20 protein-coding genes are annotated in these 21,045 nt (G+C 51.0%); 9 read left to right on the forward strand and 11 right to left on the reverse strand.

All coding sequences use genetic code 11. From position 1 onward, the window contains the following. Positions 1 to 6: 6 nt before the first annotated feature. Entirely contained in the window at positions 7 to 906 is a 900-nt protein-coding gene (locus tag ACQ4MX_RS05465; RefSeq protein WP_431089680.1) for a LysR substrate-binding domain-containing protein, read from the forward strand. Positions 907 to 1,006: 100 nt separating this feature from the next. Here ACQ4MX_RS05465 and pyk read toward each other — a convergent pair whose 3' ends face one another. From pyk to ACQ4MX_RS05495, 6 genes are all read right to left on the reverse strand, one after another. Then, positions 1,007 to 2,437, reverse strand: a complete 1,431-nt coding sequence (gene pyk / locus ACQ4MX_RS05470) for a pyruvate kinase (protein WP_044648779.1) — start codon at positions 2,435 to 2,437, stop codon at positions 1,007 to 1,009. Positions 2,438 to 2,560: 123 nt separating this feature from the next. Next, the gene (locus ACQ4MX_RS05475) at positions 2,561 to 3,544 is read right to left on the reverse strand and encodes an acetyl-CoA carboxylase carboxyltransferase subunit alpha (protein ID WP_134910427.1); all 984 of its coding nucleotides are present in this window, start codon (positions 3,542 to 3,544) and stop codon (positions 2,561 to 2,563) included. Beyond that, positions 3,545 to 4,438, reverse strand: a complete 894-nt coding sequence (accD, locus tag ACQ4MX_RS05480) for an acetyl-CoA carboxylase, carboxyltransferase subunit beta (RefSeq protein WP_134910428.1) — start codon at positions 4,436 to 4,438, stop codon at positions 3,545 to 3,547. Between the two features lie 182 nt (positions 4,439 to 4,620). Then, positions 4,621 to 4,809, reverse strand: a complete 189-nt coding sequence (locus ACQ4MX_RS05485; RefSeq protein ID WP_013309585.1) for a hypothetical protein — start codon at positions 4,807 to 4,809, stop codon at positions 4,621 to 4,623. Positions 4,810 to 4,962: 153 nt separating this feature from the next. Then, entirely contained in the window at positions 4,963 to 5,460 is a 498-nt protein-coding gene (locus ACQ4MX_RS05490; protein ID WP_149095369.1) for a phosphatidylglycerophosphatase A family protein, read from the reverse strand. A 128-nt stretch (positions 5,461 to 5,588) separates the two neighbouring features. Further along, a complete protein-coding gene (locus ACQ4MX_RS05495) occupies positions 5,589 to 9,287 on the reverse strand; it encodes a DNA polymerase III subunit alpha (protein ID WP_431089681.1) in 3,699 nt (1,232 codons plus the stop codon). Between the two features lie 137 nt (positions 9,288 to 9,424). Here ACQ4MX_RS05495 and ACQ4MX_RS05500 point away from each other — a divergent pair, with 137 nt between their 5' ends. Together ACQ4MX_RS05500 and ACQ4MX_RS05505 are read left to right on the forward strand one after the other, a co-directional pair. After that, positions 9,425 to 9,754: a YtrH family sporulation protein gene (locus ACQ4MX_RS05500; protein ID WP_134910430.1), complete on the forward strand. Its 330-nt coding sequence runs from the start codon at positions 9,425 to 9,427 to the stop codon at positions 9,752 to 9,754. Between the two features lie 12 nt (positions 9,755 to 9,766). Then, positions 9,767 to 10,264 carry a hypothetical protein gene (locus tag ACQ4MX_RS05505; RefSeq protein WP_134910431.1) on the forward strand — a complete coding sequence of 166 codons (498 nt, stop codon included), beginning with the start codon at positions 9,767 to 9,769 and terminating at the stop codon, positions 10,262 to 10,264. A 40-nt stretch (positions 10,265 to 10,304) separates the two neighbouring features. Here the strand turns inward: ACQ4MX_RS05505 and ACQ4MX_RS05510 are convergent, their stop codons facing one another. The 3 genes from ACQ4MX_RS05510 to ACQ4MX_RS05520 all read right to left on the reverse strand — a co-directional run bounded on the left by ACQ4MX_RS05510 (position 10,305) and on the right by ACQ4MX_RS05520 (position 12,541). After that, entirely contained in the window at positions 10,305 to 11,639 is a 1,335-nt protein-coding gene (locus tag ACQ4MX_RS05510; protein ID WP_431089682.1) for a DRTGG domain-containing protein, read from the reverse strand. Positions 11,640 to 11,839: 200 nt separating this feature from the next. Continuing rightward, positions 11,840 to 12,124 carry a hypothetical protein gene (locus ACQ4MX_RS05515; RefSeq protein WP_134910432.1) on the reverse strand — a complete coding sequence of 95 codons (285 nt, stop codon included), beginning with the start codon at positions 12,122 to 12,124 and terminating at the stop codon, positions 11,840 to 11,842. Positions 12,125 to 12,196: 72 nt separating this feature from the next. Next, positions 12,197 to 12,541, reverse strand: coding sequence for a YlbF family regulator (locus tag ACQ4MX_RS05520; RefSeq protein ID WP_025685398.1), 345 nt, complete (start codon positions 12,539 to 12,541; stop codon positions 12,197 to 12,199). Positions 12,542 to 12,703: 162 nt separating this feature from the next. Between ACQ4MX_RS05520 and ACQ4MX_RS05525 the strand changes: the two genes are divergently transcribed. The 6 genes from ACQ4MX_RS05525 to ACQ4MX_RS05550 are packed head-to-tail and all read left to right on the forward strand — an operon-like array spanning position 12,704 to position 19,467. Then, the gene (locus tag ACQ4MX_RS05525) at positions 12,704 to 14,074 is read left to right on the forward strand and encodes a YheC/YheD family protein (protein ID WP_431089683.1); all 1,371 of its coding nucleotides are present in this window, start codon (positions 12,704 to 12,706) and stop codon (positions 14,072 to 14,074) included. A gap of 44 nt (positions 14,075 to 14,118) precedes the next feature. Beyond that, positions 14,119 to 15,273, forward strand: coding sequence for a YheC/YheD family protein (locus ACQ4MX_RS05530; RefSeq protein ID WP_431089684.1), 1,155 nt, complete (start codon positions 14,119 to 14,121; stop codon positions 15,271 to 15,273). 12 nt (positions 15,274 to 15,285) lie between these two features. After that, positions 15,286 to 16,656 (forward strand): YheC/YheD family protein, encoded by a 1,371-nt coding sequence (locus ACQ4MX_RS05535; RefSeq protein WP_431089685.1) that lies wholly within the window; start codon positions 15,286 to 15,288, stop codon positions 16,654 to 16,656. Continuing rightward, complete coding sequence (locus tag ACQ4MX_RS05540) at positions 16,653 to 17,762, forward strand: YheC/YheD family protein (protein ID WP_431089686.1); 1,110 nt, start codon at positions 16,653 to 16,655, stop codon at positions 17,760 to 17,762. Before ACQ4MX_RS05535 ends, ACQ4MX_RS05540 begins: the two co-directional genes overlap by 4 nt. 17 nt (positions 17,763 to 17,779) lie before the next feature. Continuing rightward, positions 17,780 to 18,295, forward strand: coding sequence for a GNAT family N-acetyltransferase (locus ACQ4MX_RS05545; RefSeq protein ID WP_192512193.1), 516 nt, complete (start codon positions 17,780 to 17,782; stop codon positions 18,293 to 18,295). Then, positions 18,277 to 19,467: a YheC/YheD family protein gene (locus ACQ4MX_RS05550; protein WP_431089687.1), complete on the forward strand. Its 1,191-nt coding sequence runs from the start codon at positions 18,277 to 18,279 to the stop codon at positions 19,465 to 19,467. Before ACQ4MX_RS05545 ends, ACQ4MX_RS05550 begins: the two co-directional genes overlap by 19 nt. A gap of 103 nt (positions 19,468 to 19,570) precedes the next feature. On the opposite strand, the gene ACQ4MX_RS05555 is transcribed toward ACQ4MX_RS05550, so the two are convergent. Continuing rightward, positions 19,571 to 20,272, reverse strand: a complete 702-nt coding sequence (locus ACQ4MX_RS05555) for an HAD family hydrolase (protein ID WP_431089688.1) — start codon at positions 20,270 to 20,272, stop codon at positions 19,571 to 19,573. Positions 20,273 to 20,356: 84 nt separating this feature from the next. Beyond that, positions 20,357 to 21,019 carry a class I SAM-dependent methyltransferase gene (locus ACQ4MX_RS05560; protein ID WP_431089689.1) on the reverse strand — a complete coding sequence of 221 codons (663 nt, stop codon included), beginning with the start codon at positions 21,017 to 21,019 and terminating at the stop codon, positions 20,357 to 20,359. Positions 21,020 to 21,045: the final 26 nt, after the last annotated feature.

A 21,045-nucleotide genomic window follows, 5' to 3' on the forward strand; every position in this document is an offset into this window, starting at 1 on the left:
AAGTCTATGAATATTTTAAAATTACGTATTTTGATGATGATCGACAAATTCCACAAGGCGACGGATGTGGCGGAGGCATTGCAAATTAAACAGCCTACCGTCAGCTTTCATATGAAAAGTCTGGAAAAGGAACTGGGGGTCTCCCTATTCGTCTCCCAGCAAGGAAGAATTATGCTGACCGAAACTGGAAAAAAGCTGCTGCCTTATGCCAAGCAAATGGTTGCTCTGGAGCAAGAAGCAAGACAAACAGTGAATGAACATGCTGAGCAGTCGCAGGGACAATTACACATCGGCGCCGAGTCCATCTCGGGTACGTATGTACTCCCTTCTATGATGGCTAAATTTGCTCAACAATATCCCGAATGCCAAATTCGGCTAGAAATTCAATCCCCGGATAAAGTCAGACAACTGCTAAAGCAGGGGGAGATTGATTTTGCTTTTTTGAATGACGGAGAGTATTCTTCCGAGCATACCGTGGTAGAGCCTGTCGCTTCGGATCGAATTGGAGTTATCAGGTCTATGTCAATGGAGTATACTTCCAAACCAATGGATGCTTTGGGGCCTGAAATGCTGGACAAGGGTACATGGGTGAGATATAGCGGGTCATCTGTTGTAGATCCATATTCCTCGTTGATCAAGCCCCATCTGGAAATGAATTCATGGGAGGCGTTAAGGCAGGTGGTAAGCAACGGAGAAGCACTTGCCTTCTTCCCTGCCTGTGGTGTTCTTCGTAACGAAGGTAGTGACGTTCCGTCGGTAGAGTGGCTTCCTTGGCCTCATGCTGAGGGGCAGAATGAGCGTTACCACATAAATTTACTGTATCTACGCGATACTAACCTTAGCATGGTCCAGCAGGCATTTCTGGATTTTACACGGATAGAAGGTCTGGAGGATCAGAGAAGCTAGAGAGCATAAAAAAGAGCATCCAAGTCATAAATGACTTGAATGCTCTCTCTGCCGCACCTAGAAGATGAAGCCTGTCTGTTTTATTCCGAAAAAGCTAAAGTTACGCTTGTGCAGGAACACAGCTAATTTTAATCAGGTTTGTAGAACCAGAAGCACCGAGCGGTATACCTGCGGTAATAACAACCAAATCGCCCTCTTTAACGAGACCGGATTTGCGACCGCCTTCCAGTGCATTTTCGATCAGTTTGTCCGTCGTGTCCACGACAGGTTTGCCTTGTACTGCATGTACTCCCCAGATCAGAGCCAAGCGGCGAACTGTTCTTTCCTGCGTTGTCACAGCAATAATCGGAGCTTGTGGACGGTATTTGGAAATCATACGCGCCGTTGTTCCGCTTTGTGTGGACGTCAGGATGGCTTTGGCATGCAGGTCAAGCGCAGAAATAGAAACGGATTGGCTGATCGCTTCCGTAATACTAACTTCCTGAGCCGTTCTTTGTTTTTTGAACAAATCGCGGTAGTTCAGAGCGGATTCTGCTTTCTCTGCAATACGGGACATCGTCAATACAGATTCTACCGGATATTTACCCGCAGCTGTTTCGCCGGACAGCATAATGGCATCTGTTCCGTCAAAAATGGCATTCGCTACGTCACTCGCTTCCGCACGAGTCGGACGCGGGTTACGTTGCATGGAATCCAGCATTTGTGTTGCGGTAATAACAGGCTTGCCCGCTACATTACACTTGGTAATCATCAATTTTTGCGCCAATGGCACTTCTTCAGCAGGAATTTCAACACCGAGGTCACCACGGGCAACCATCAGGCCATCCGAAGCTTCCAAAATTTCGTCCAAATTGTCGACACCTTGCTGATTTTCGATTTTGGAAATGATTTGAATGTGACTTGCATTATGCTTCGCCAGCAATTCACGAATTTCCAGTACATCACTCGCTTTACGAACAAAAGAAGCTGCGATGAAATCAACGTCCTGCTCAATACCGAAAGTGATGTCGTTAGCATCCTTTTCTGTAATGCCTGGCAAGGAAATGTTCACTCCGGGAACATTAACGCCTTTCTTGCTCTTGATCGTTCCGCCATTGACAATGCGGCATTTGATTTCACTGCCTGATACTTCAATAACGGTGAGTCCGATCAGACCGTCGTCGATCAGAATGGTGGAGCCGGGCTCCACGTCCGAGGGAAGATCCTGGTACGTAACGGAAATACGATCTTTCGTACCGAGAATTTCTTCCGTTGTCAGCGTAATATACTCGTCCTGAACAAGCTCAATAGGTTCAACTTCGAGCTTTCCTGTCCGGATTTCCGGCCCCTTCGTATCGAGCAAAATAGCAACGTTTTTGTTAAGCTCCTTACAAGCTTGGCGGATATTTTTGATCCGGTTGCCATGCTCCTCGAAATCACCGTGAGAGAAATTCAGGCGGGCTACGTTCATACCAGCCAAAATCAGTTTCTTCACATTTTCCAATGACTCACTGGAAGGACCGATGGTACATACAATCTTAGTTTTGCGCATTTGGGTTTTTCCTCCGTTTTCAAAGGTGCTACTTTATATCTTTTTCCAACAATTAAATCTACTACACTTTTTCCTATTTGTATAGGAAGTTCGTCATATTTATTGTTACCCGTTTCCAGCGTATTACAACATGGGACCTGGTTCCGAAGTTTTCAAAAAGGTATATTGGCCTATTTTTCGGAACTTTTGATACCGATCTTCCCTCAATTCGTCGCTGTTCATATTCAAAAGGTCGGCCAAATGGCGTTCCAGCGACTCCTTGATAGCAGCAGCGGTTACTTCATAGTTACGATGCGCGCCCCCCTTCGGCTCCGGCACGATATCCTCGATGACCTCCATGCGCAGGAGGTCATTCGCCGTAATCTTCATGGCCTCGGCAGCCTGATCCGCCTTGGAAGCATCCTTCCACAGAATCGAGGCCGCTCCGTTTGGAGAAATGGCCGAGTAGATGGCATGCTCCAGCATCAGTACACGGTTGCCGACGGCAAACGCAAGTGCACCGCCGCTTCCACCCTCGCCGATGACCACACAAATAACAGGCACCGAAAGCTTTGCCATCTCCCGCAAATTGCGGGCAATCGCTTCCGATTGACCTCTCTCCTCTGCTGTATTACCCGGATAAGCGCCCTTCGTATCAATAAATGTAATAATAGGGCGTTTGAATTTGTTAGCCTGCTGCATAAGACGCAAGCCTTTACGAAATCCCTCCGGGTGCGCGCTTCCGAAAAACCGCGCGATGTTATCCTTCGTATCCTTGCCACGTTGCTGTCCAATGACGGTTACCGGAATACCATTCAGCTTGGCAATTCCACCCACGACTGCCAGATCGTCGCCATACAGGCGGTCGCCGTGCAATTCGATAAAGTCTGTAAACACCTGCTCGATCAGATCAAGCGATGTCGGTCGCTGATGATGACGGGCCACGTGCATTTTTTGCGATGCTGTAATGTTTGTGTATATTTCTTCCTCCGTCTGGAGATAACGTTCCTCCAGACGGTTAATTTCATCTGTAAAATCAATTTGCTTATCCTGACCGAATTGCTTGAGTTCTTCGATCTTCTGTCGCATCTCGACCAGGGGCTTTTCATAAGGCAATTCGCCAGCCATCTATTCCACCTCTTTCGCGCTGTGCAAATCGAGCAGTTGGCCAAGTGTATCGCGCAGTTCCTTGCGATGTACAACCATATCCAATTGTCCGTGCTGCAAATTAAATTCGGAGGTTTGAAAATCGTCCGGTAGCTTCTGTCTGATCGTCTGTTCGATCACGATACGTCCGGCAAAACCGAATACTGCCCCCGGCTCCGCAATGTTAATATCTCCAAGCGTAGCAAAGCTGGCGGACACTCCACCTGTAGTCGGATCGGTGATAACGGAAATATAGAGCAATCCCTGCTCGTCCATGCGAGCGAGAGCCGCACTTGTTTTGGCCATCTGCATCAGGCTCAAAATACTTTCCTGCATACGCGCCCCACCAGATGTGGAGAAAATAATAAGCGGAAGACGCTTGTCTATCGCCTGCTCAATGGCGCGGGTAATTTTCTCCCCGACGACCGAGCCCATGCTGCCAGTGAAAAAGTCAAAGCTCATCACCGCAACAACAGTCGGATGCCCATGAATAAGCCCATCGCCCGTAATGACAGCCTCTCGCAAACCGGATTTCAGCGTCTGCTGCTCCAGCTTGCTCGCATATCCCGGAAAATCCAGCGGATCAACCGAAATCATATCGGCATCATATTCTGTAAATGTATCTTCATCGAGCACCATACGGATACGATCCATCGCGTTAAGACGCATATGATATCCGCACACCGGGCACACTTTCAGATTTTTTTCCAACTCTTTACTGTATTGAATGCTCCCGCACTTGCCACATTTGGTCATAAGACCTTCGGGAATTTCTCGTTTGGGACGATCCGGCATGTCCGCTTGATCGCCGCTCAGCGCCCGTTCCGAAGGGATGGTCGCGTATTTACGCTTCTTTTGGAATAAATCTTTAAACACAACTACACCTCTCCAGCCGTTTATTTGTCAGCCGTAACCGATACAAGGTCCTCTGCCGTCTGTGCGGCACCTCTAAGCATTATGTTTATACACACGTCAACGCCTGTTTTGCAAAACATTACCGCCAATCGTGCATCCTTCGTTCCATTCATGCTGCTGTATCACTTTCCGCCGTTCCGGACTCAAGGGCGCAAAATCGAATTAAGCACTTCCTGTATTTCTTCGACTTCACCCGAAGGCACAAGTATCTCAAACTGCTGCTTGGACGCGCTGATGGCCCGGGCCTGCACCATAAAACCTTCTTCCGACAGTTTGAGCTTAATCATGTCAGCCAGTCTGGCCGTCGGTGCTATATAGATCACCGTCCACATGCCTTGTTTCTACCCCCTAAGCCTCAAGTTTTGAGCCCATATAATAGACTCATGATAACATACCTTACTTTTTTCCCGCAACAAAAGCCCTCCTGCTCGGTCAAGATCGGTCAGAGGGCCCAGAAAATCATTGACTCTGTTTGAACAGGTAAATCAAGTGTCCAATGACGAAGGGTATTGCTTGGCATGCAGGCTGCGATGAGCAATGCGCGAAGAAGCGGCAGCAGCCAGTCCGGCGACCAGATCGTCCAGAAATACATGAATACCGCTGCCTTTATGGTTTAGCTGTTCAATGATTCCCGTCTTTTCTTTATCCAGATAACCAAAGCTGGTCAAGCCAATCATACCATAGACGCTCGTAATCCCGAGGGCCAGTGTCTCGTCCACCCCGTACAGGGGCTCATCTGCCTCCATAATGGCTTGCAGCGGCTGGGGAAGAAGTTTTTTTTCGGCCAGTTCATCCAGCGCAATCCCCGTGAATAGCGTATATTGCACTTCTCGCTTCTGCAAAACTGCCTTTACGCTGTCTACACATTCTTCAATGGTCAACTGGGGGTAATATTTTAGCTGAAGCTGAAAAACAATGTCCGCTATGGACTCAATACTAATGCCTCTGCGAATTAACAAGGATTCTGCGTATTCATAGGACATGATTTCCCTCCCGCCTTCACCATACAGTTCTGTCTTCCACCTTGCGGAACCTCATGATGCTGGATAAGTGCTGGTGTTCCTGTTCCGCCAGTGTTCCAAGTGTATGCGGGAGGGGAGGAAAATGTTCATTATTTGACTTTCACTGTGCCTGCCCCCAGCATCGACTCCATCCGGTCAAAAAGCTGAGGCGAAGGCTTGATGCTGTAAGCATCACTCAACGCCAGCAAACGCTGGCTGCTCTCATAAAAAAGTACGGTAGGCAATGCACCGGGATGTTCCTGTAGCAGCGCCTTGAGGCTGACCAGCAAGCTGGCGTCCTCCTCGGCCTGGCGGGTGATTTTGACAAACACCCGCTGACGGGCAGTCGGCTCCGAACTACGCGGAGCCGAGGCTTGTTCGCCGGGAGCCGCTTCCGTGGCGTGAGGCGTAGTCCCCGTGGCCGGGCGAGCCGTCGAAACGGGCGGGACCGCTTGCGCCGTAGTCGGCTGCGCAGACGCCCCGGCTGCCGACGGCCTCGACGGCACACGTGGCGTTCCCCCGCCGGGGCCACCAGCGGCAGAGCCAGCCGCTGACGCGGGCTTTCCGGCCGCGGCGGACGAACGCGCTCCAGCACGTCGGCGCTGGAGAAGCCGCGCCAGTGAATCCTCCGCCAGCGGGGCGGCCTCGTCCGCAAGGAGCTTGAAATGCTCGTCCTGGTGCTGCATTTTGGCACGAAACGCAAGCAGCGCTCCCTTTTCAATCCATTGGTGGCTTCGCTTCCACACTTCGGGAAACAACACGACCTCACAGCGCTCAATCTGATCCTCCAGCTCGATAAAGGCCATAGCCTTCCCCTGTTTGGTCGTAATCGTCTTGAGCGACACAACCATACCTGCGGTCACGACAACTGCTTCATCCGGCACATCGCCCAATTCCATCAGACGCTCTGCAGCGCTGCTTTCCAGCAACGGCTCAAAATCATCCAGCGGATGCCCGGACAGATACAGTCCCAACAGCTCACGTTCCAGCTCTAGCTGCTGACCCGCACTGAATTTCGGTACATCGGGATATTCGATATCCCAATTGGGCATTTCCACAAAACCGAACATATCTATCTGCAAATCGTCACGTTCCTTGCGCCATTTGACCGCTGCATCCACCGTTTCATCCAGCATGGTAATCAACTGCGCACGATGACCTGGCAACGAGTCAAACGCCCCTGCCTGGATGAGCGATTCAATCACCCGCTTATTGCACACCCGCAAATCCACGCGACGACAAAAATCGAGCAGGCTGTCAAAAGGACGCTCCTTGCGAACGGCGAGAATACTTTCCATCGCCTGCGTGCCGACATTTTTAATCGCGGCCAGTCCGAAGCGGATATTACCTTCCTGCAATGGGGTAAACAGCACCCCGCTTTCGTTCACATCAGGCGGCAGAACTGCCATATCCATACGACGGCATTCGACGACATATTCCGCCACTTTCCGGTGGCTACCCATCACCGCTGTCAGCATGGAAGCCATAAACTGCACCGGATAATGGGCTTTGAGATACGCCGTCTGGAACGCCAGCACACCATAAGCAGCCGCATGTGCACGTGGAAATCCATAGTCCGCAAAACGGACGATCATATCGTAGACTTTTCCGGCTTCCTCTTCCGTGTAACCCTGCTTGACACTGCCCTCCACAAAATGACCTCGCTCAAGATCCAGCACTTCGCGCTTTTTCTTGGACACGGCGCGACGCAGCAGATCGGCTTCTCCCAGGGAAAAACCCGCCATGCGCGAAGCAATCTGCATGATTTGCTCCTGATACACGATAATGCCGTACGTATCCTTCAAGATGGGCTCCAGATCAGGATGCGGATAATGAACCTCAATCTCCCCGTGCTTGGCCTGAATAAAGTTAGGAATGAAGCCCATTGGACCCGGACGATACAAGGCCAATACAGAAATAATATCCTCGAACACACTTGGCTTTAGATCCTTGAGCACCCGGCGTACCCCCGCCGACTCCAACTGGAATACACCGCCTGTGTCGCCTTTGCCCAGCATGTCATAGGTATGTGGGTCATTATCAGGAATGCGGCTAAAATCAGGCGTTTCCCCATGTTCTTCGGTAATCCAACGCATACAGCGTTCAATAATAGAAAGGGTGCGCAGCCCAAGAAAATCCATTTTCAGCAAACCGATCCGCTCGAGATTTTCCATCGAGTATTGCGTCAGGGGGACCCCTTCACTCCCCTCTTGAAGCGGAACTGCATCGGTCAGCGGAGTCCGCGAAATAACGACACCCGCCGCATGGGTCGAAGCATGACGCGGCATGCCTTCTACTTTAATTGCCATATCCAGCAACTCGCGCGTCTTGGGCTTGGTTTCATACAGTGTCTTCAGCTCCGGGGTGATCTCAAGCGCATGACGGATATTAATCCCGAGCTGCGCCGGGATCAGCTTGGCCGCCTTGTCCACTTCGCCATACGGTACATTCAACGCACGCCCAACGTCACGCACTGCGGCTCTTGCCGCCAGCGTTCCGAAGGTAATAATCTGCGCTACATGCTCGTTACCGTACTTCTGCACCACATAGTCGATAACCTCATCCCGTCGTTCATCGCTGAAATCAATATCTATATCCGGCATGCTAATCCGTTCAGGATTCAGAAACCGTTCAAACAGCAGGTTATATTTCATCGGATCCACATTCGTGATGTTAAGCACATAGGCAACCAGACTGCCCGCCGAGGAACCCCGTCCCGGGCCAGTAGCAATATTATGCTTATGAGCGAAAGCGATAAAATCCCACACGATCAGAAAATAATCACTGAATCCCATGCTGTCAATCGTGTTCAGCTCATAACTGAGCCGCTGCTCCAGCCTTTCTCGTTGCTCCGGTTGTTCCCACGCCAGATCACTCCCATAACGACGCTCCAGCCCTTGCACACACAAACTGCGCAGATAGGACGAAGGAGTCATGTCTTCCGGCAGCGGACGATATTCAGGCAAAATGGATTGCCCAAATTCCAGCTCCAATTCGCATTTTTCAGCAATACGCACTGTATTGTCGATGGCTTCCGCCACATGGGGGAACAAACGAGTCATCTCCTCCTGGCTTTTCAGGTACAACTGACGGGTCGGTATGCGCAAGCGCTCCTCGTCGTCGACCGTCTTGCCAGTTCCAATGCAGATCAGAACGTCTTGTACATCTGCATCCGGCTCGGTCAGGTAATGCACGTCATTCGTCGCTACCAACTGAATATCCAGCTCCTTCGCTAACGCGATCAACAGAGGATTTACGCGTTTTTGCTCCGACAGACCGTGATCCTGAAGCTCCAGATAAAAATCATCGCCAAAAATGTTGCGGTAGCGTTCCGCTGCCCGCCTTGCCTCGGCTTCCCGACCATGCAGCAAATGCTGCGGAACTTCACCGCCCAAACATGCGCTCAAGCATATGATGCCTTCATGATGGGCAGCCAGTGCTTCCATGTCGATTCGCGGCTTGTAGTGAAAGCCCTCCAAATGGCCGATAGAGCACAGCTTCATCAGATTTTGATAGCCTGTTTTATTTTTGGCGAGCAAAATTAAATGATATATGGGCTGATCCTTCCGGCTGCCCCGCTCCTTGCGCGAGCCTGCCGTCATATAGGCCTCACACCCGATAATCGGCTTAATGCCGTTCTCCACACACGCTCTATAAAAAGGAATGGCACCATACATAACCCCGTGATCCGTAAGGGCCAGTGCCTTCATTCCATAAGCTGATGCCTGTTTGACCAACTCCGCGGTACGAGCCGCGCCGTCCAGCAGGCTGTACTCGCTATGAACATGCAAATGCACAAATGAACTCATGCGCTTCTCTTCCTTTCACCGCTTGTTTTTCTTCAAACTATTTTATCATATCCACGTTGGTAGCGCCCATACAATAAAAGTACAGACCCGGGCGGACAAGCGCGGTCCTGATTCTTACACCTAAGGAGGAAAAGAGCATGAGCACTTTTATATCCAAAGCGATTCTCGACTTCTTCATTGCCTTCGGCATCGTGCTCGGGGGAGCCATGCTCGGCGGAATGGGAGCTGTGGTATCGCTTCAGCCGCCTACCCAGACGATGCTGGAGGTTGCCGGAAGAATTAAAATATGGGCGCTTGCCGCCGCTGTGGGGGGAACGATGGACCCGATCCGGGTCATTGAGAGCAATATGCTGGATGGTAATTTGTCACCTGCCATTAAGCAGATATTATATTTGATTTTCGCCTTTTTAGGCGCTCATATGGGTGCAGAGCTGGTCAAATGGGTGTGCGGCAACGCACGGCCATGAGGTGAAAAGACCATGAGAGTGCCCCCCTTTGAGCGCCTGCGCCCTTTTATGCAATTATCCTCCGTGTTCGTGCTGGGCATGATTACCGGAGCGATTGTCTACAATGCCATCTGGCACGCTAGCTTCAATGAGCTGTGGATGAACAATCAGGACCTTCAATTCCAGCTCCAGCAAGCGCAGGAAGACAATAGAACACTGCGCAAATACAGCAAGCGTCAGACTGTTGTCAAGGAAATCAAATTAATCGCCGAAGAAACTTCTGCCGAAAAAATTGACTCTATTAATCTAAAGGAGCTTCTTCGCCGCGTCAGTCGGGATTTGGAGGTACTGCGAGGCCGGGACATGTTCGAGATTGATTCCGACAGCAAGCTGGTACGCATGCTGCTTCACCAAAAAAAATACACCGTTCGTGACAAGGAGTATACAATCCAGGTCAAAACGATGCTTGTAATGGAAGGTGTGCTGCAAATTTGGCTGGAGGCAAAAGAAAGACTTCCAGAAAGTCATTAAACGTTCTATTCTGACTCCACTTACCACACACGAATTGACACTAGCCGTGTTCAATGGAATGAAGTGTCATCACCGCTTTGCACACCAATTGATTTTCCCGTGTAATTGCAATTTCCAGTTTGCAGGTGCGGCGGCTCGTTTCCAGCAACAACGGACGAAGGACTATGGCATCCTCGATCTGTACCGGTCGGATAAAATAGGTCGTTAAATTGTCCAGCACATAATCCTTCCCGCTCATGTCTCTGGCCACCCGGTAGCCCGCTTGTGTCATCACGTTCACCAGCACGCCTTCCGAGATGGTACCCAGATTGGTCGCCATCTGAGGAATGACGAAGCCACGAAAAAATAATGATCCGTCCTCATCACGCTCCTCGGCAAATCCGTTCCAGATCAGCTGGTCGAACGTCTCGCCAAGCTGAGGCTGCTTTTGGGCGTTGCGCAGTGCATCCAGTACCTCCCGCCGTGTAACGGAACCCAGCAGCTTGCGGTTGCGGTCCACGACCGGTAAATAATCCACACCTTCCCACGCCATCATCTGCGCAGCCGAAGCGAGCGAGGTCTGGTAGGTCACGGTTACCGGATTGCGGATCAGACATTTGTCCATCGTATGCTCGGGTTGCAGTCCCTCCACATCCTTGCGGCTGACGATGCCGATCAGACGGTTCCATTCATCCACCACCGCAAAATGGTGGTTTCCAGTCGTCACCGAAAGCTCTTCAAATTCGGTAAGAGTACTGTTGATTTTCAAGGTCTGCGTCTTCGGTTTGCCTGCCGCGATGTCTTCAATCAGCATAATTTTCTTTTTGATCAAGCGGTCGAAAATCGCTCTGTTAATCATGGAAGCCACCGTAAAGGTATCGTGACGCGAGGAAATGATCGGCAAACTGATCTGGTCCGCCAGTTGCTTGACCTCCCGACTCGTCCCGAAACCGCCTGTAATCAGCACACCAGCTCCCTGCTCCAGCGCAAGGGAGTGCGCATCCTCACGGTTACCGACGATCAGCAGGCTGCCTGCATCGATGTATCGGGCCATAGCCTCTTCACGCATCGCTCCGATGACATACTTGTGCAAGGGCTTTTCCAGCCCCTCGCTTCCCCCTAGCACATGTCCCTCTACGATATTCACAACATCCGCAAAGGTTAGCTGCTCGGACAACCCGCGCGGACGCTTTTCCACCCGCACCGTCCCGATCCGTTCCTTGGTAATGACGATCCCCAGGTTCTCCGCTTCCTTCACGGCCCGGTAGGCTGTTCCTTCGCTGACGCTCATTTCTTTAGCCAACCTGCGCACAGAAATTTTGGAGCCTATTTTCAACTGCTCGATATGACGCAATAGCTGCTCATGCTTCGTAACTGTTTCATCTAGCCCGTCCAACTCTGTTACACCCCCAACGTTCAATCTGTATCATTCTGTATCTATTATAGCACAAAACCCTGTCTTTTTAGACCCTCGTGAATCACTGAATTTCAAGGCCAGAAATAGCAAAAAGCGATCTCCTTTTTACAGGGACCGCTTTTTAACTATCACGGACAGACAGGATCCTAGCATGCTCATGGCAAGCCGGGAGGAAACCTTTACAGCGTACCGCCTTTATCAGCTTCTTTATCCCATTTCATCTGCCACTGCTGCATTTTGGCCCGCCGCACTCGCTCCAGCGTTTTCCGCTTCTCCTCATCCACGCCAAGCAAAAAGTGCAGATTCGCTCCGATGACAAGCAGCGCAAACAGTACCCAGACGATACCGAAGCCGTTGACCCAGTTCAATCCGCCCGTAAGCGAGATGCGCGGCAGCGCAGTAAGCACCATAGCCAGCGCAATCAGTGTGTACAAGCCGTGTTTCCATTTTTTAAAAGTACCCAATGTTATCCCTTCCTCTCCCTGTGACTCTATGTATCTAGTCTATGAGAGGGCAGGAAGGAATATGAGACAAACTTACAGAGACGAGCCGTATAAATGCTGAAGGCTGTCTGCGATAATTTTGTTAACGTCCTCGATGATCACACTCAGGCGGCGTTCGGCGTCGAACAGACGGCGGATATTCAGGTTCAGGCTAAGTACCTCGAACAGCTTTTCCATTTTTTCCATCTCTTCCTGTGCCGGCATATCACCGCTCATCATCCGCTGCTGTACTTCCATTTGGCGCTCACGGAAATCGTCGAGCATTTTCTTGGCTTCCGGGTCGGTTTCAATCAGCTTCATCGCTGACGTAATTTCCTCCACCTCTTTGCTTTCCTTCAACGCTTTTGCCAAATCATGGGCTTTATCATAGATATTCATATTCGTTATTTCCTCCAATTCAAATATAGTGCAAACATTTCACATTGTCCGTCAATCACCAAGGTATATATGTCCTCATATGATGAATCAGTGCTATTACAGCCCCTTCACGTTTCCCGTTACTTTTAAGACATCAAGTTGCTGCCTGGAAGGAGATCCACGATGTCCATCAAAAAAACAACGATTCAAATCATCGGATCGGGCATCTTGCAGGATGACGTACTCATGGTCGGCGAGTCCTTGCTTCGCAAATGGAAAATATCCGCAGGCCACCCTGTACAGCTCGCCTTCGGTTCGTTCCGCCAGCAGGTTACCGTTATATCGGTACCCCGTTACAGAGGCCTGCGTGTGGGAAGCGTGCTGGCCCGCAAAATGGGACTTCATTCCAATTGTGAGCTGCGAGTAACCTACAGCCGAGGACGCCGGACACTTCGAGTGGGCCCACTTATTAGCGTGCTGGTCAGTCGGGACTATCCCGAACAGCCCGACAAGCCTTTCGGGTCGATCACCCTGTTCTGCCGTGAACTGATCGGGGAATGCCGCAGACAAGGAGCATATGTGTATTTTTTCACCCCGGAGCATATTGGAAATCAGCCCGGACGCGTTCAGGGATGGGTCTATGACGGAGGCTGGAAAAAGACAGTCATGCCCGCCGGGGATGTCGTCAATAACCGGCTCACCTCTCGTAAACTCGAGAACAGAACTAGCGTACAGCATTTTATGAAAGAAGTAAAATCACAGTACGGAACGGCCATTTTTAATGAAAAGTTTCTCGATAAAAATGAAGTGTTCGACGCGCTTAAATCCAATTCATCCCTGCGCAAGTATTTACCCGAGTCCCATTTGTTACAAACCTTTGCGGTCTTCAAAAAAATGTGCAACCAGTACCCCACCGTTTTTCTCAAGCCTGTGCGGGGAAGTCTGGGCAAAGGCATTATGCGCATTACGAAGCAAGCCGATGGCACCTTTTGCGTACTGTCCACCACCGCCGGCACACCACGAAAGCAAATGTATCCGAACATCGAAAAGCTGTACAAAGGCTTGGCAGGAAAAATGAAAATGACGCGCTTCCAGCTCCAGCAGGGCCTTACCCTGATTGATCACGGCAATCGTCCGGTTGACTTTCGTGCGCTTGTGCAGAAAAACGCCTCTGGCGCATGGACCGTGACCTCCATCGTCGCCCGGATTGCCGGGGGCAGCCATTTTGTGTCCAATCTGGCGCGAGGCGGCACGCTGAGCACAGTCAAGGAGGCCTTGGCCAAAACCACGCTGCCTGCCTTAACCAAGTCGAACGGCCAGACCCATCTTAAAACAGCCGCGCTCGAAATTGCAAACGGAGTTGAGAAAGCGATCCCTGCCCATTTTGCGGAATTTGGCATTGATCTGGCGATTGACAGCACGGGGCATATTTGGCTGCTGGAGGTCAACTCCAAGCCGTCGAAAAATGACAATACGCCGTTAAATGATCAGAAAACCCGACCGTCTGTGAAGAAAATGATTGAATATTGCTGTTATTCAGCCGGATTCAAATAAATCCGTCTCTTACGGAATCCGGCTGCCAAAGGAGGCTGTTATCGGTGTCTCTTGTCGTACCAGACACGCTTGGCGTGCTCGTCAGCCGGAATCAGGCGGCGATTCCCCCGATTACCGAAGCGGAGTTTTGCCGCAGGCTAAGTCTGTTAGGCAGGCGCTCCGGACTTAACGTAATGGCGTTTACCGCCGAAGGAATTTCGCCCGAAGATCACTCCATACGAGGTTATACCTATCGCGATGGAGTATGGACATCCGGCCGATTCCCCTTGCCGGATATTGTGTATAATCGCTGTTTCCACGCCCACGGTAGCCAGAGCGCCGGGCACGCACTGGAGCATATAGCAGAGCAGGAATCACGCAAGCTCATCTACTGGTCGCGTAACTTGCCCGGCAAATGGCAGGTATATCGTGCGCTGCACGCAATAGATGAAGTGCGTCCCTTTGTGCCGCCTACGGCGCCTTACCGGGACACGGCTCAGCTTGTGGAATGGCTGCATCGCCATTCGGCGCTATTTATGAAGCCCCAGGCCGGATCGCACGGCAAGGGCACGTTGTATCTACGACTATCGGACGGAGACACCGCACTGCTCGTGCAGGGCAGAGACTCCCGAAACCGTCCGTTCCGGCGCCAGTTTTCCGAGCTAAATGCCGGATTATCATGGGTCGACGGGATTGCACACAGACGATCCTATATCGTGCAGCCTTATTTGAAATTAACGAGCCAAAGCGGTCATCCCTTTGATGTCCGCGCGCTCATGCAAAAGGACGGCAACGGCTGCTGGCGACTGACGGGCTTTGCCGTGAGAGAAGGCAGGAAAGGAACCCTGACTTCCAATCTGCACGGAGGGGGTAAAGCCCATCCGGCAGAGTCTTACCTTTGTGAACAATATGGCGCGGACAGCACGCGTCTCATCATCGGGCAGATGATGGCGCTGTCCCTAACCATTACCGGGGCGCTGGAGGAACGATACGGCCGCCTTGGCGAGCTGGGAATTGATTACGGTATTGACCGGAGCGGGAACATCTGGCTATTGGAGGTTAATTCCCGGCCGGGTCGGGCCTCCTTCTTTCAGACCTGTCAGCCAGAGTGCGCTTACCGGTCAGTCAACCGCCCGCTCGAATATGCCCGGTATTTAATGACTCATTCGAAACCGGCGGGGTCAAAGGGCGCGGGCGCCTCCCTTGAACATACGGTATAGGAGGATAAACAGATGAGTTTAACGCATTGCAATGTGCATTTCTCACAGCAGCCCGACAAGGTGGCGTATATATCCACTTCCTTGTTGAAAAGCCTTAAATTATCCGGAGCCAAGTCCATTCGTCTGCGGCTCGGCAAGGATCAGATTCCCGCGACGATTAAACCGATCCAGAAGGCAGGACGTCATCTATACCTGACCTCGGGCTTGCGTAATGCGATCCGTGTTCCCAAAAGCGGGTCCATCTATTTACGAAATCAGGACGGGGATGTGCAGCTCGGGCCGCTGATCGGCGTGCTGTCTGACGGCAATACCTCCACTACCCGCCCTTTTAGTTCACGTACAGGTTTTATTAAGCAACTGCTGAAAGAAGGCAGCAATAAATCTTATATTTTCGCCTTCACCCCTCGGGATATCAACTGGCAAAATGATACAATTAACGGCTATTTTCTTTCCTCGGGTGGGGATTTCACACGTAAAACCGTACCCCTGCCGGACGTGATTTATAATCGGCTGCCGAGCCGCCGCTCTGATTTTTCCCCGGCGATCAATCAGTTGCGCGAGCGCTTTTCCCGCAAACGGATTCCCTTCTTTAACTGGAGCTTCTTCAATAAATCGGATATCTATCATCTACTGGAAAATAACTCGGAGGTTAACCGTTATGTCCCCGAATCGTATATGAACCCCAGCTCAGAGCGTATCCGGGGCATGCTGGACCGTCACCAATTTGCTTATTACAAGCCGAGCGGGGGCAGTCTCGGTAAAGGAATTTACCGTCTCTCCCATGTTCCGAAGCAAGGTTATTATGTGAGGTACCGAAAGAAAAAAAGCAATGTATTGCTACGCTTCACCTCTTTTAACTCCATGCTTCGTATGCTTCAATCCAATCAGGGCCAGTCGTTGAAGGGCTACGTCATTCAGCAGGGTATTCAACTGATTGAGATTGACAATTGCCCAATTGATTTCCGGTTTCATATGCACAAGAACGGCAATAACCAGTGGGTTGTCGTCGGAATTGGAGCCAAAAAGGCTGGACGCGGCAGTGTTACAACTCATATTAAAAACGGCGGTTCCCTTATGACACCGGAGCAGGCGCTGAATCGGGTATTCGGAGACCGGGCAGGCGAGGTACTTCAGCATGCCAAGAACGTCGCAGTTACGCTCGCAGAAGCTATCGAGCACCATCATCATCATCTGCTGGGTGAAATCGGGTTTGATCTGGGCATTGACCAACAAGAAAAGGTGTGGATGTTCGAAGCCAACTCCAAGCCGGGGCGATCTATTTTTCAGCATCCATCGTTGCGTGCGGAGGGTAAAGCATCCGTGGAGCATATTTTGGACCACTGTCTTTACCTCAGTAAATTCCGCAGAAAAGAGGAACTATGAATACCCGGGCGGAGCATAAACCAGTCGTTGCTGTATTGACCGTGCACGATCAAGGACAATTTTTCAAGGGCAATCAGCGCAATTTCAGGGATATTCTTGAAACAGGGACACGAATGGGCTACCAGGTGTACATCGTTACTGTCAAGGATCTGCAGCTGGCATCCGAAACGGTCAAGGGCTATATTTTCAACAAAAGCTCGGAGACGTGGGAGGAACAGGACTTTCCACAACCACAGGTCATCTATAATCGCATTCCTAACCGCAACTTTGAACTGAAAACCTCTGTGCGTACCAAACTGGATGAAATTTCGCATGCCTCAGGTGTTGAGCTGTACAATCCGGGTTTTTTTAACAAATGGGAGCTGTTCAAATGGCTGCGCGCCTCGGAATCCACCCGTCATCTCGTTCCGGCGACCAAACGGTTAGGCAACTTGTCTTCTCTGGGGAAAATGCTGTCCGCCTATCCATACCTGTATCTCAAGCCTGAGAACGGCAAAGCTGGAAAAGGGATTATGATTCTCAAATATCGGCCGGACCATCTAATGCCCTACAGGCTGACGATCCAGCATGACAAAAAAAGCGTAACCTACAGGTCGGTGTCATTGTCCCGACTGTGGGGGCGCATCCGCCGGGAAGCGGGTGCGTCACCTTATATCATCCAGCAGGGCATCGAGCTGGCTACTTATCAGAAAAAGCCGTTCGACCTGCGGATACTGGTGCAAAAAAACGTCCGCGGCTCATGGAGCATTACCGGAGTTGGTGCCAGATTGGCAGGCAAAGGGAGTATTACGACACATGTTCCGCGCGGCGGAAGTGTGGAGGACCCGTTCAAGCTGCTGTCTGCGTTGTTTGGGCCTGAAAGCAGCACGGTCCTGCTGAACAAGATCAAAAGTACGGCCATTCAGATCGCACGCCAAATTGAACGTGGCTCCGGCCTTTCCCATGGGGAAATGTCTATGGATTTGGGGGTGGATACGCTCGGTATTCCCTGGTTTTTTGAAGCCAACGCCAAACCCATGAAATTCGACGAGCCGGAAATTCGTCAAAAATCGCTGAGACGCATATTCCAATACAGCTCCTATTTGGCCGGACGAATGAAATTATGAGTCAAGGAAGTGGGATCATGCCGCAAATTAGCAATGTTCAACATTTGCCTGCCCGGAGCTGGCTGCTGAGACGACGGCAACTGCTATTTCTGGCCCGGAGCTCGGGCGGCATGCGCATTACTCGCAATGCCTTGCGGCAGCTGGCCGTTTTAACGCCGGAGCAATTAAAATCCCCCGGCTCCTCCCTCCTGTGCGCTTATCTGCGCACAGAGCAAGGGCTGCGGATTGCGGGATTTTGCCTCGCTCTGAATTACGGTGAAGATGCGTGCATCGTGATCGTTCGTCCGCTTTACCGGGGCCGCAGACTGGGCGCTAGACTGCTGTCCGCCCAGCTCAAACAGCTGCGTCGTCTGACGTGCAGCGTGGCCGCCGACAATATGGCCAGTCTCAAAACCTGCTTTCGCGCAGGACTTGTTGCGCATGAAATGACGACTGGACCGACCGGAAAGCCTACCCTCGTATTTCGCGGGGAGCTGTCCGAAGATGAGCAGACGGCAGAGGAAGGTGGAATGCTGTGCCAAAACCTGTCCTAGGCATCATGGCCTTGTATTTGAACAACAAAAAGCAATTGGAGGAACGCGCCATATATGAGCGCATGATTACAGAGGGTAAAAGACTGGGGCTGGATATGTATGTATTCACTCCCGCCGATGTCCATAAAGAACGCAAGTTGCTCCTTGCCCAAATGTATGATCCGCACAGCGGCAAATGGACCCTGAAATGGCGGGAATTCCCGGATATGATTTTCGACCGTTGCCGGGTACAGCGCAGTGAACGATATCGTCAGTTGCAGGAATTTCGGGTGCAATATACAGATCTCGTATATTTAAACCGGCCACTGAGTAACAAATGGGCCATTCATCAGCAGCTTGCGAAAAAGTCTGCCTTCCGATCGCATCTCCCTGAAACGGAGCCGTTCATGGGATTTCATAGTGTAAGGCGGATGCTCCGAAAGAATTCACTGGTCTACCTCAAGCCGATTAACGGCACCGGAGGACGCGGAATTTTACGCATTGAGCCTGTTAACAAGCAGGGCGGCCTGTATCTGATCGAGGGCCGCAATCGCAAACGTCATATTATTCCTCAACAGCGGGTGCGTCTGGACCGTCTGGAGCCACGTTTAAGCAGTTGGAACATGAATAATTACATTGTTCAGGAAGGGATTCCTGTACAACTGCCGAATGGCAGAGTTCATGATTACCGCATGCTGGTGCAAAAAAATGGTCAGGGGACATGGGAGTTAACCGGATGTGCAGGGCGGATCGGGGCACATCGGAGCGTGACTTCCAATCTGCATGGCGGAGGCAAGGCGGTACCGATGAATCAACTGCTGACACAATGGATTCGTGATGAAAAACAGAGAGAGAGAATCATCAAGCAGGGGGAAAAGCTCGGACTGGATATCGCCGCTTATCTGGAGGAAAGCTATGGGGCATTGTGCGAGCTTGCGCTCGATTTGGCAATTAACAAGGACGGTCGCATTTATGTACTGGAGGTCAATCCGAAGCCAGCACGCGAGGTATTTGCACGTATTGGTGAAAAAGAAACCTACCGCCGCTCTATCGCCAAGCCCATGGAATACGCCTTATGGGTCTATCATACGCAAATTAATCCAAAACCTCTGACGGATCACAACACAGAGAGCAAAACTGAGAGCAAAACTGAAAGCAAAACTGAAAATAAAGCAAAGGAAGGCTCCGCGTAAAAGCGGCCGCCTTCCTTGTTTTGTCATTTATTTGACTAACCTCGCATGCTTTTTTATATGGGTACGTCAAACATTTCTATAACCAGTAACCTGTGCTTCGTAGCTACTCGGCGTCTTTATAAAGTGTGAGCAGCTGCGTGAAGTCCGTAATAATCGCATCGGAACCCTTCAACTCGTCGTTTACGCCAAATCCAGCATAGGCGCAGCCGATGACTGTTTGTCCGTTCTTTTTGCCTGCCTCCACATCGGAAGAACGATCACCTACCATCCATACGTTTGAAATCCCGTGCTTGCTCAACAAAATCTCCAGCAAATTCACTTTGGAAAGTGTGCTGTATTCACCAGCGCTGTACAGTCCTTCAAAAATCGGGACCATTTCATATGCAGCCGCTATCCCTTTTACATAGTCCTCCAGCCCGTTACTGGCTACGAACAACCGAACACCCTGCTCGTGGAGGGTCTGGAGCGTTTCTTTTACATGTGGATACAGGGCATGACTTCCGTTCTTCAATCCCTCCAGCTCCAACTGGAGCAGCAGCTCGTCCGCTCTTCTGTGAGCCGCTTCGCTGGCTTCCGGCATTACTCTTCTCCAGATTTCATCCAGCAGCATACCCAAACTATTCAAAATAAGCTCCTCGGGCGGCGTCTCTCCTTCAAAAAGCCCTTCGGCGCGCAGCGTATCAAACAGCTTGTGGTACGCAGGAAGCAGCAGCGTCTCCGTCTGAAAAAGTGTACCGTCCATATCAAATACCATAGCCTCAGGTTTCTTCAACACAGGTGCATTGTTCATGTAGTTGTCAGTCATTCCTTTCCTATGTAGGTTTACAGTTCCGACCCCTCTCATGATAAGCAATAAGAGAGGTCCGTGTAAACCTCATTGCGCATACCGTTAACTCTTATATTTTTTCAAAACAGCCCTGAAACAATGCAAACCGCCCCACAAATCCGTATGCAAGGCGTCCGGCAGAAGGTTGAGATCAACGTCGCTCCAGTACGAAAACCCCGCCTGACTCATCCATTGCTCCATCGCGGACAGATTAACCGCAGGGTAATCAAAGGTCAGCAGTAGCATCCCGTCATCCCGCAAAGTCCGGTGAAATTCACGCAGGGCAGCTAACGAGTCATCAGGGGTTAGATGCTCCAGTACTGATATACATACAATTTTGTCAAAACTGGCCGCCTCATAAGGCAAGGCGGTTAAATTAGCATGCGCAGAGTGAAGACGAATCGGTAAAATTTCCTGAACACGCTCGGCAGCCTCCTCTCCGATATCCCGGCGCACCTCGGCCAATATGGCATCCACGGAAACGATCCTCATATCCAGATCGCAGGCATAGGCCTGAGCGCAGCGCCGGGCCAGCTCAAACTTGAACGGATGCGGAATACCACATGCCGCGTCAAGCACCGTATCCTGCCCGGACATAAAGTGCAGACACCACTCATACTCATAGGGACGACTCCACCAGCTTTGGGGCAGCCTGTAGATCAGGCTGGAGGTATTGGGGTCAGAATGCACGAAAAAACGGGAGAGGTACGGATCAGCAGCGTTCATGGATATAGCCCCCTTTTTTAAATGAA

The organism is Paenibacillus sp. 8b26 (genome assembly GCF_050626875.1).
Taxonomy (GTDB): domain Bacteria; phylum Bacillota; class Bacilli; order Paenibacillales; family Paenibacillaceae; genus Paenibacillus.

Coding starts and splice junctions, on each gene's coding strand:
- ACQ4MX_RS05465 (WP_431089680.1), top strand. CDS start 7: ATGAATATTTTAAAATTACGTATTTTGATGATGATCGACAAATTCCAC.
- pyk (WP_044648779.1), bottom strand. CDS start 2,437: ATGCGCAAAACTAAGATTGTATGTACCATCGGTCCTTCCAGTGAGTCA.
- ACQ4MX_RS05475 (WP_134910427.1), bottom strand. CDS start 3,544: ATGGCTGGCGAATTGCCTTATGAAAAGCCCCTGGTCGAGATGCGACAG.
- ACQ4MX_RS05485 (WP_013309585.1), bottom strand. CDS start 4,809: ATGTGGACGGTGATCTATATAGCACCGACGGCCAGACTGGCTGACATG.
- ACQ4MX_RS05490 (WP_149095369.1), bottom strand. CDS start 5,460: ATGTCCTATGAATACGCAGAATCCTTGTTAATTCGCAGAGGCATTAGT.
- ACQ4MX_RS05495 (WP_431089681.1), bottom strand. CDS start 9,287: ATGAGTTCATTTGTGCATTTGCATGTTCATAGCGAGTACAGCCTGCTG.
- ACQ4MX_RS05500 (WP_134910430.1), top strand. CDS start 9,425: ATGAGCACTTTTATATCCAAAGCGATTCTCGACTTCTTCATTGCCTTC.
- ACQ4MX_RS05505 (WP_134910431.1), top strand. CDS start 9,767: ATGAGAGTGCCCCCCTTTGAGCGCCTGCGCCCTTTTATGCAATTATCC.
- ACQ4MX_RS05520 (WP_025685398.1), bottom strand. CDS start 12,541: ATGAATATCTATGATAAAGCCCATGATTTGGCAAAAGCGTTGAAGGAA.
- ACQ4MX_RS05525 (WP_431089683.1), top strand. CDS start 12,704: ATGTCCATCAAAAAAACAACGATTCAAATCATCGGATCGGGCATCTTG.
- ACQ4MX_RS05535 (WP_431089685.1), top strand. CDS start 15,286: ATGAGTTTAACGCATTGCAATGTGCATTTCTCACAGCAGCCCGACAAG.
- ACQ4MX_RS05540 (WP_431089686.1), top strand. CDS start 16,653: ATGAATACCCGGGCGGAGCATAAACCAGTCGTTGCTGTATTGACCGTG.
- ACQ4MX_RS05545 (WP_192512193.1), top strand. CDS start 17,780: ATGCCGCAAATTAGCAATGTTCAACATTTGCCTGCCCGGAGCTGGCTG.
- ACQ4MX_RS05555 (WP_431089688.1), bottom strand. CDS start 20,272: ATGACTGACAACTACATGAACAATGCACCTGTGTTGAAGAAACCTGAG.
- ACQ4MX_RS05560 (WP_431089689.1), bottom strand. CDS start 21,019: ATGAACGCTGCTGATCCGTACCTCTCCCGTTTTTTCGTGCATTCTGAC.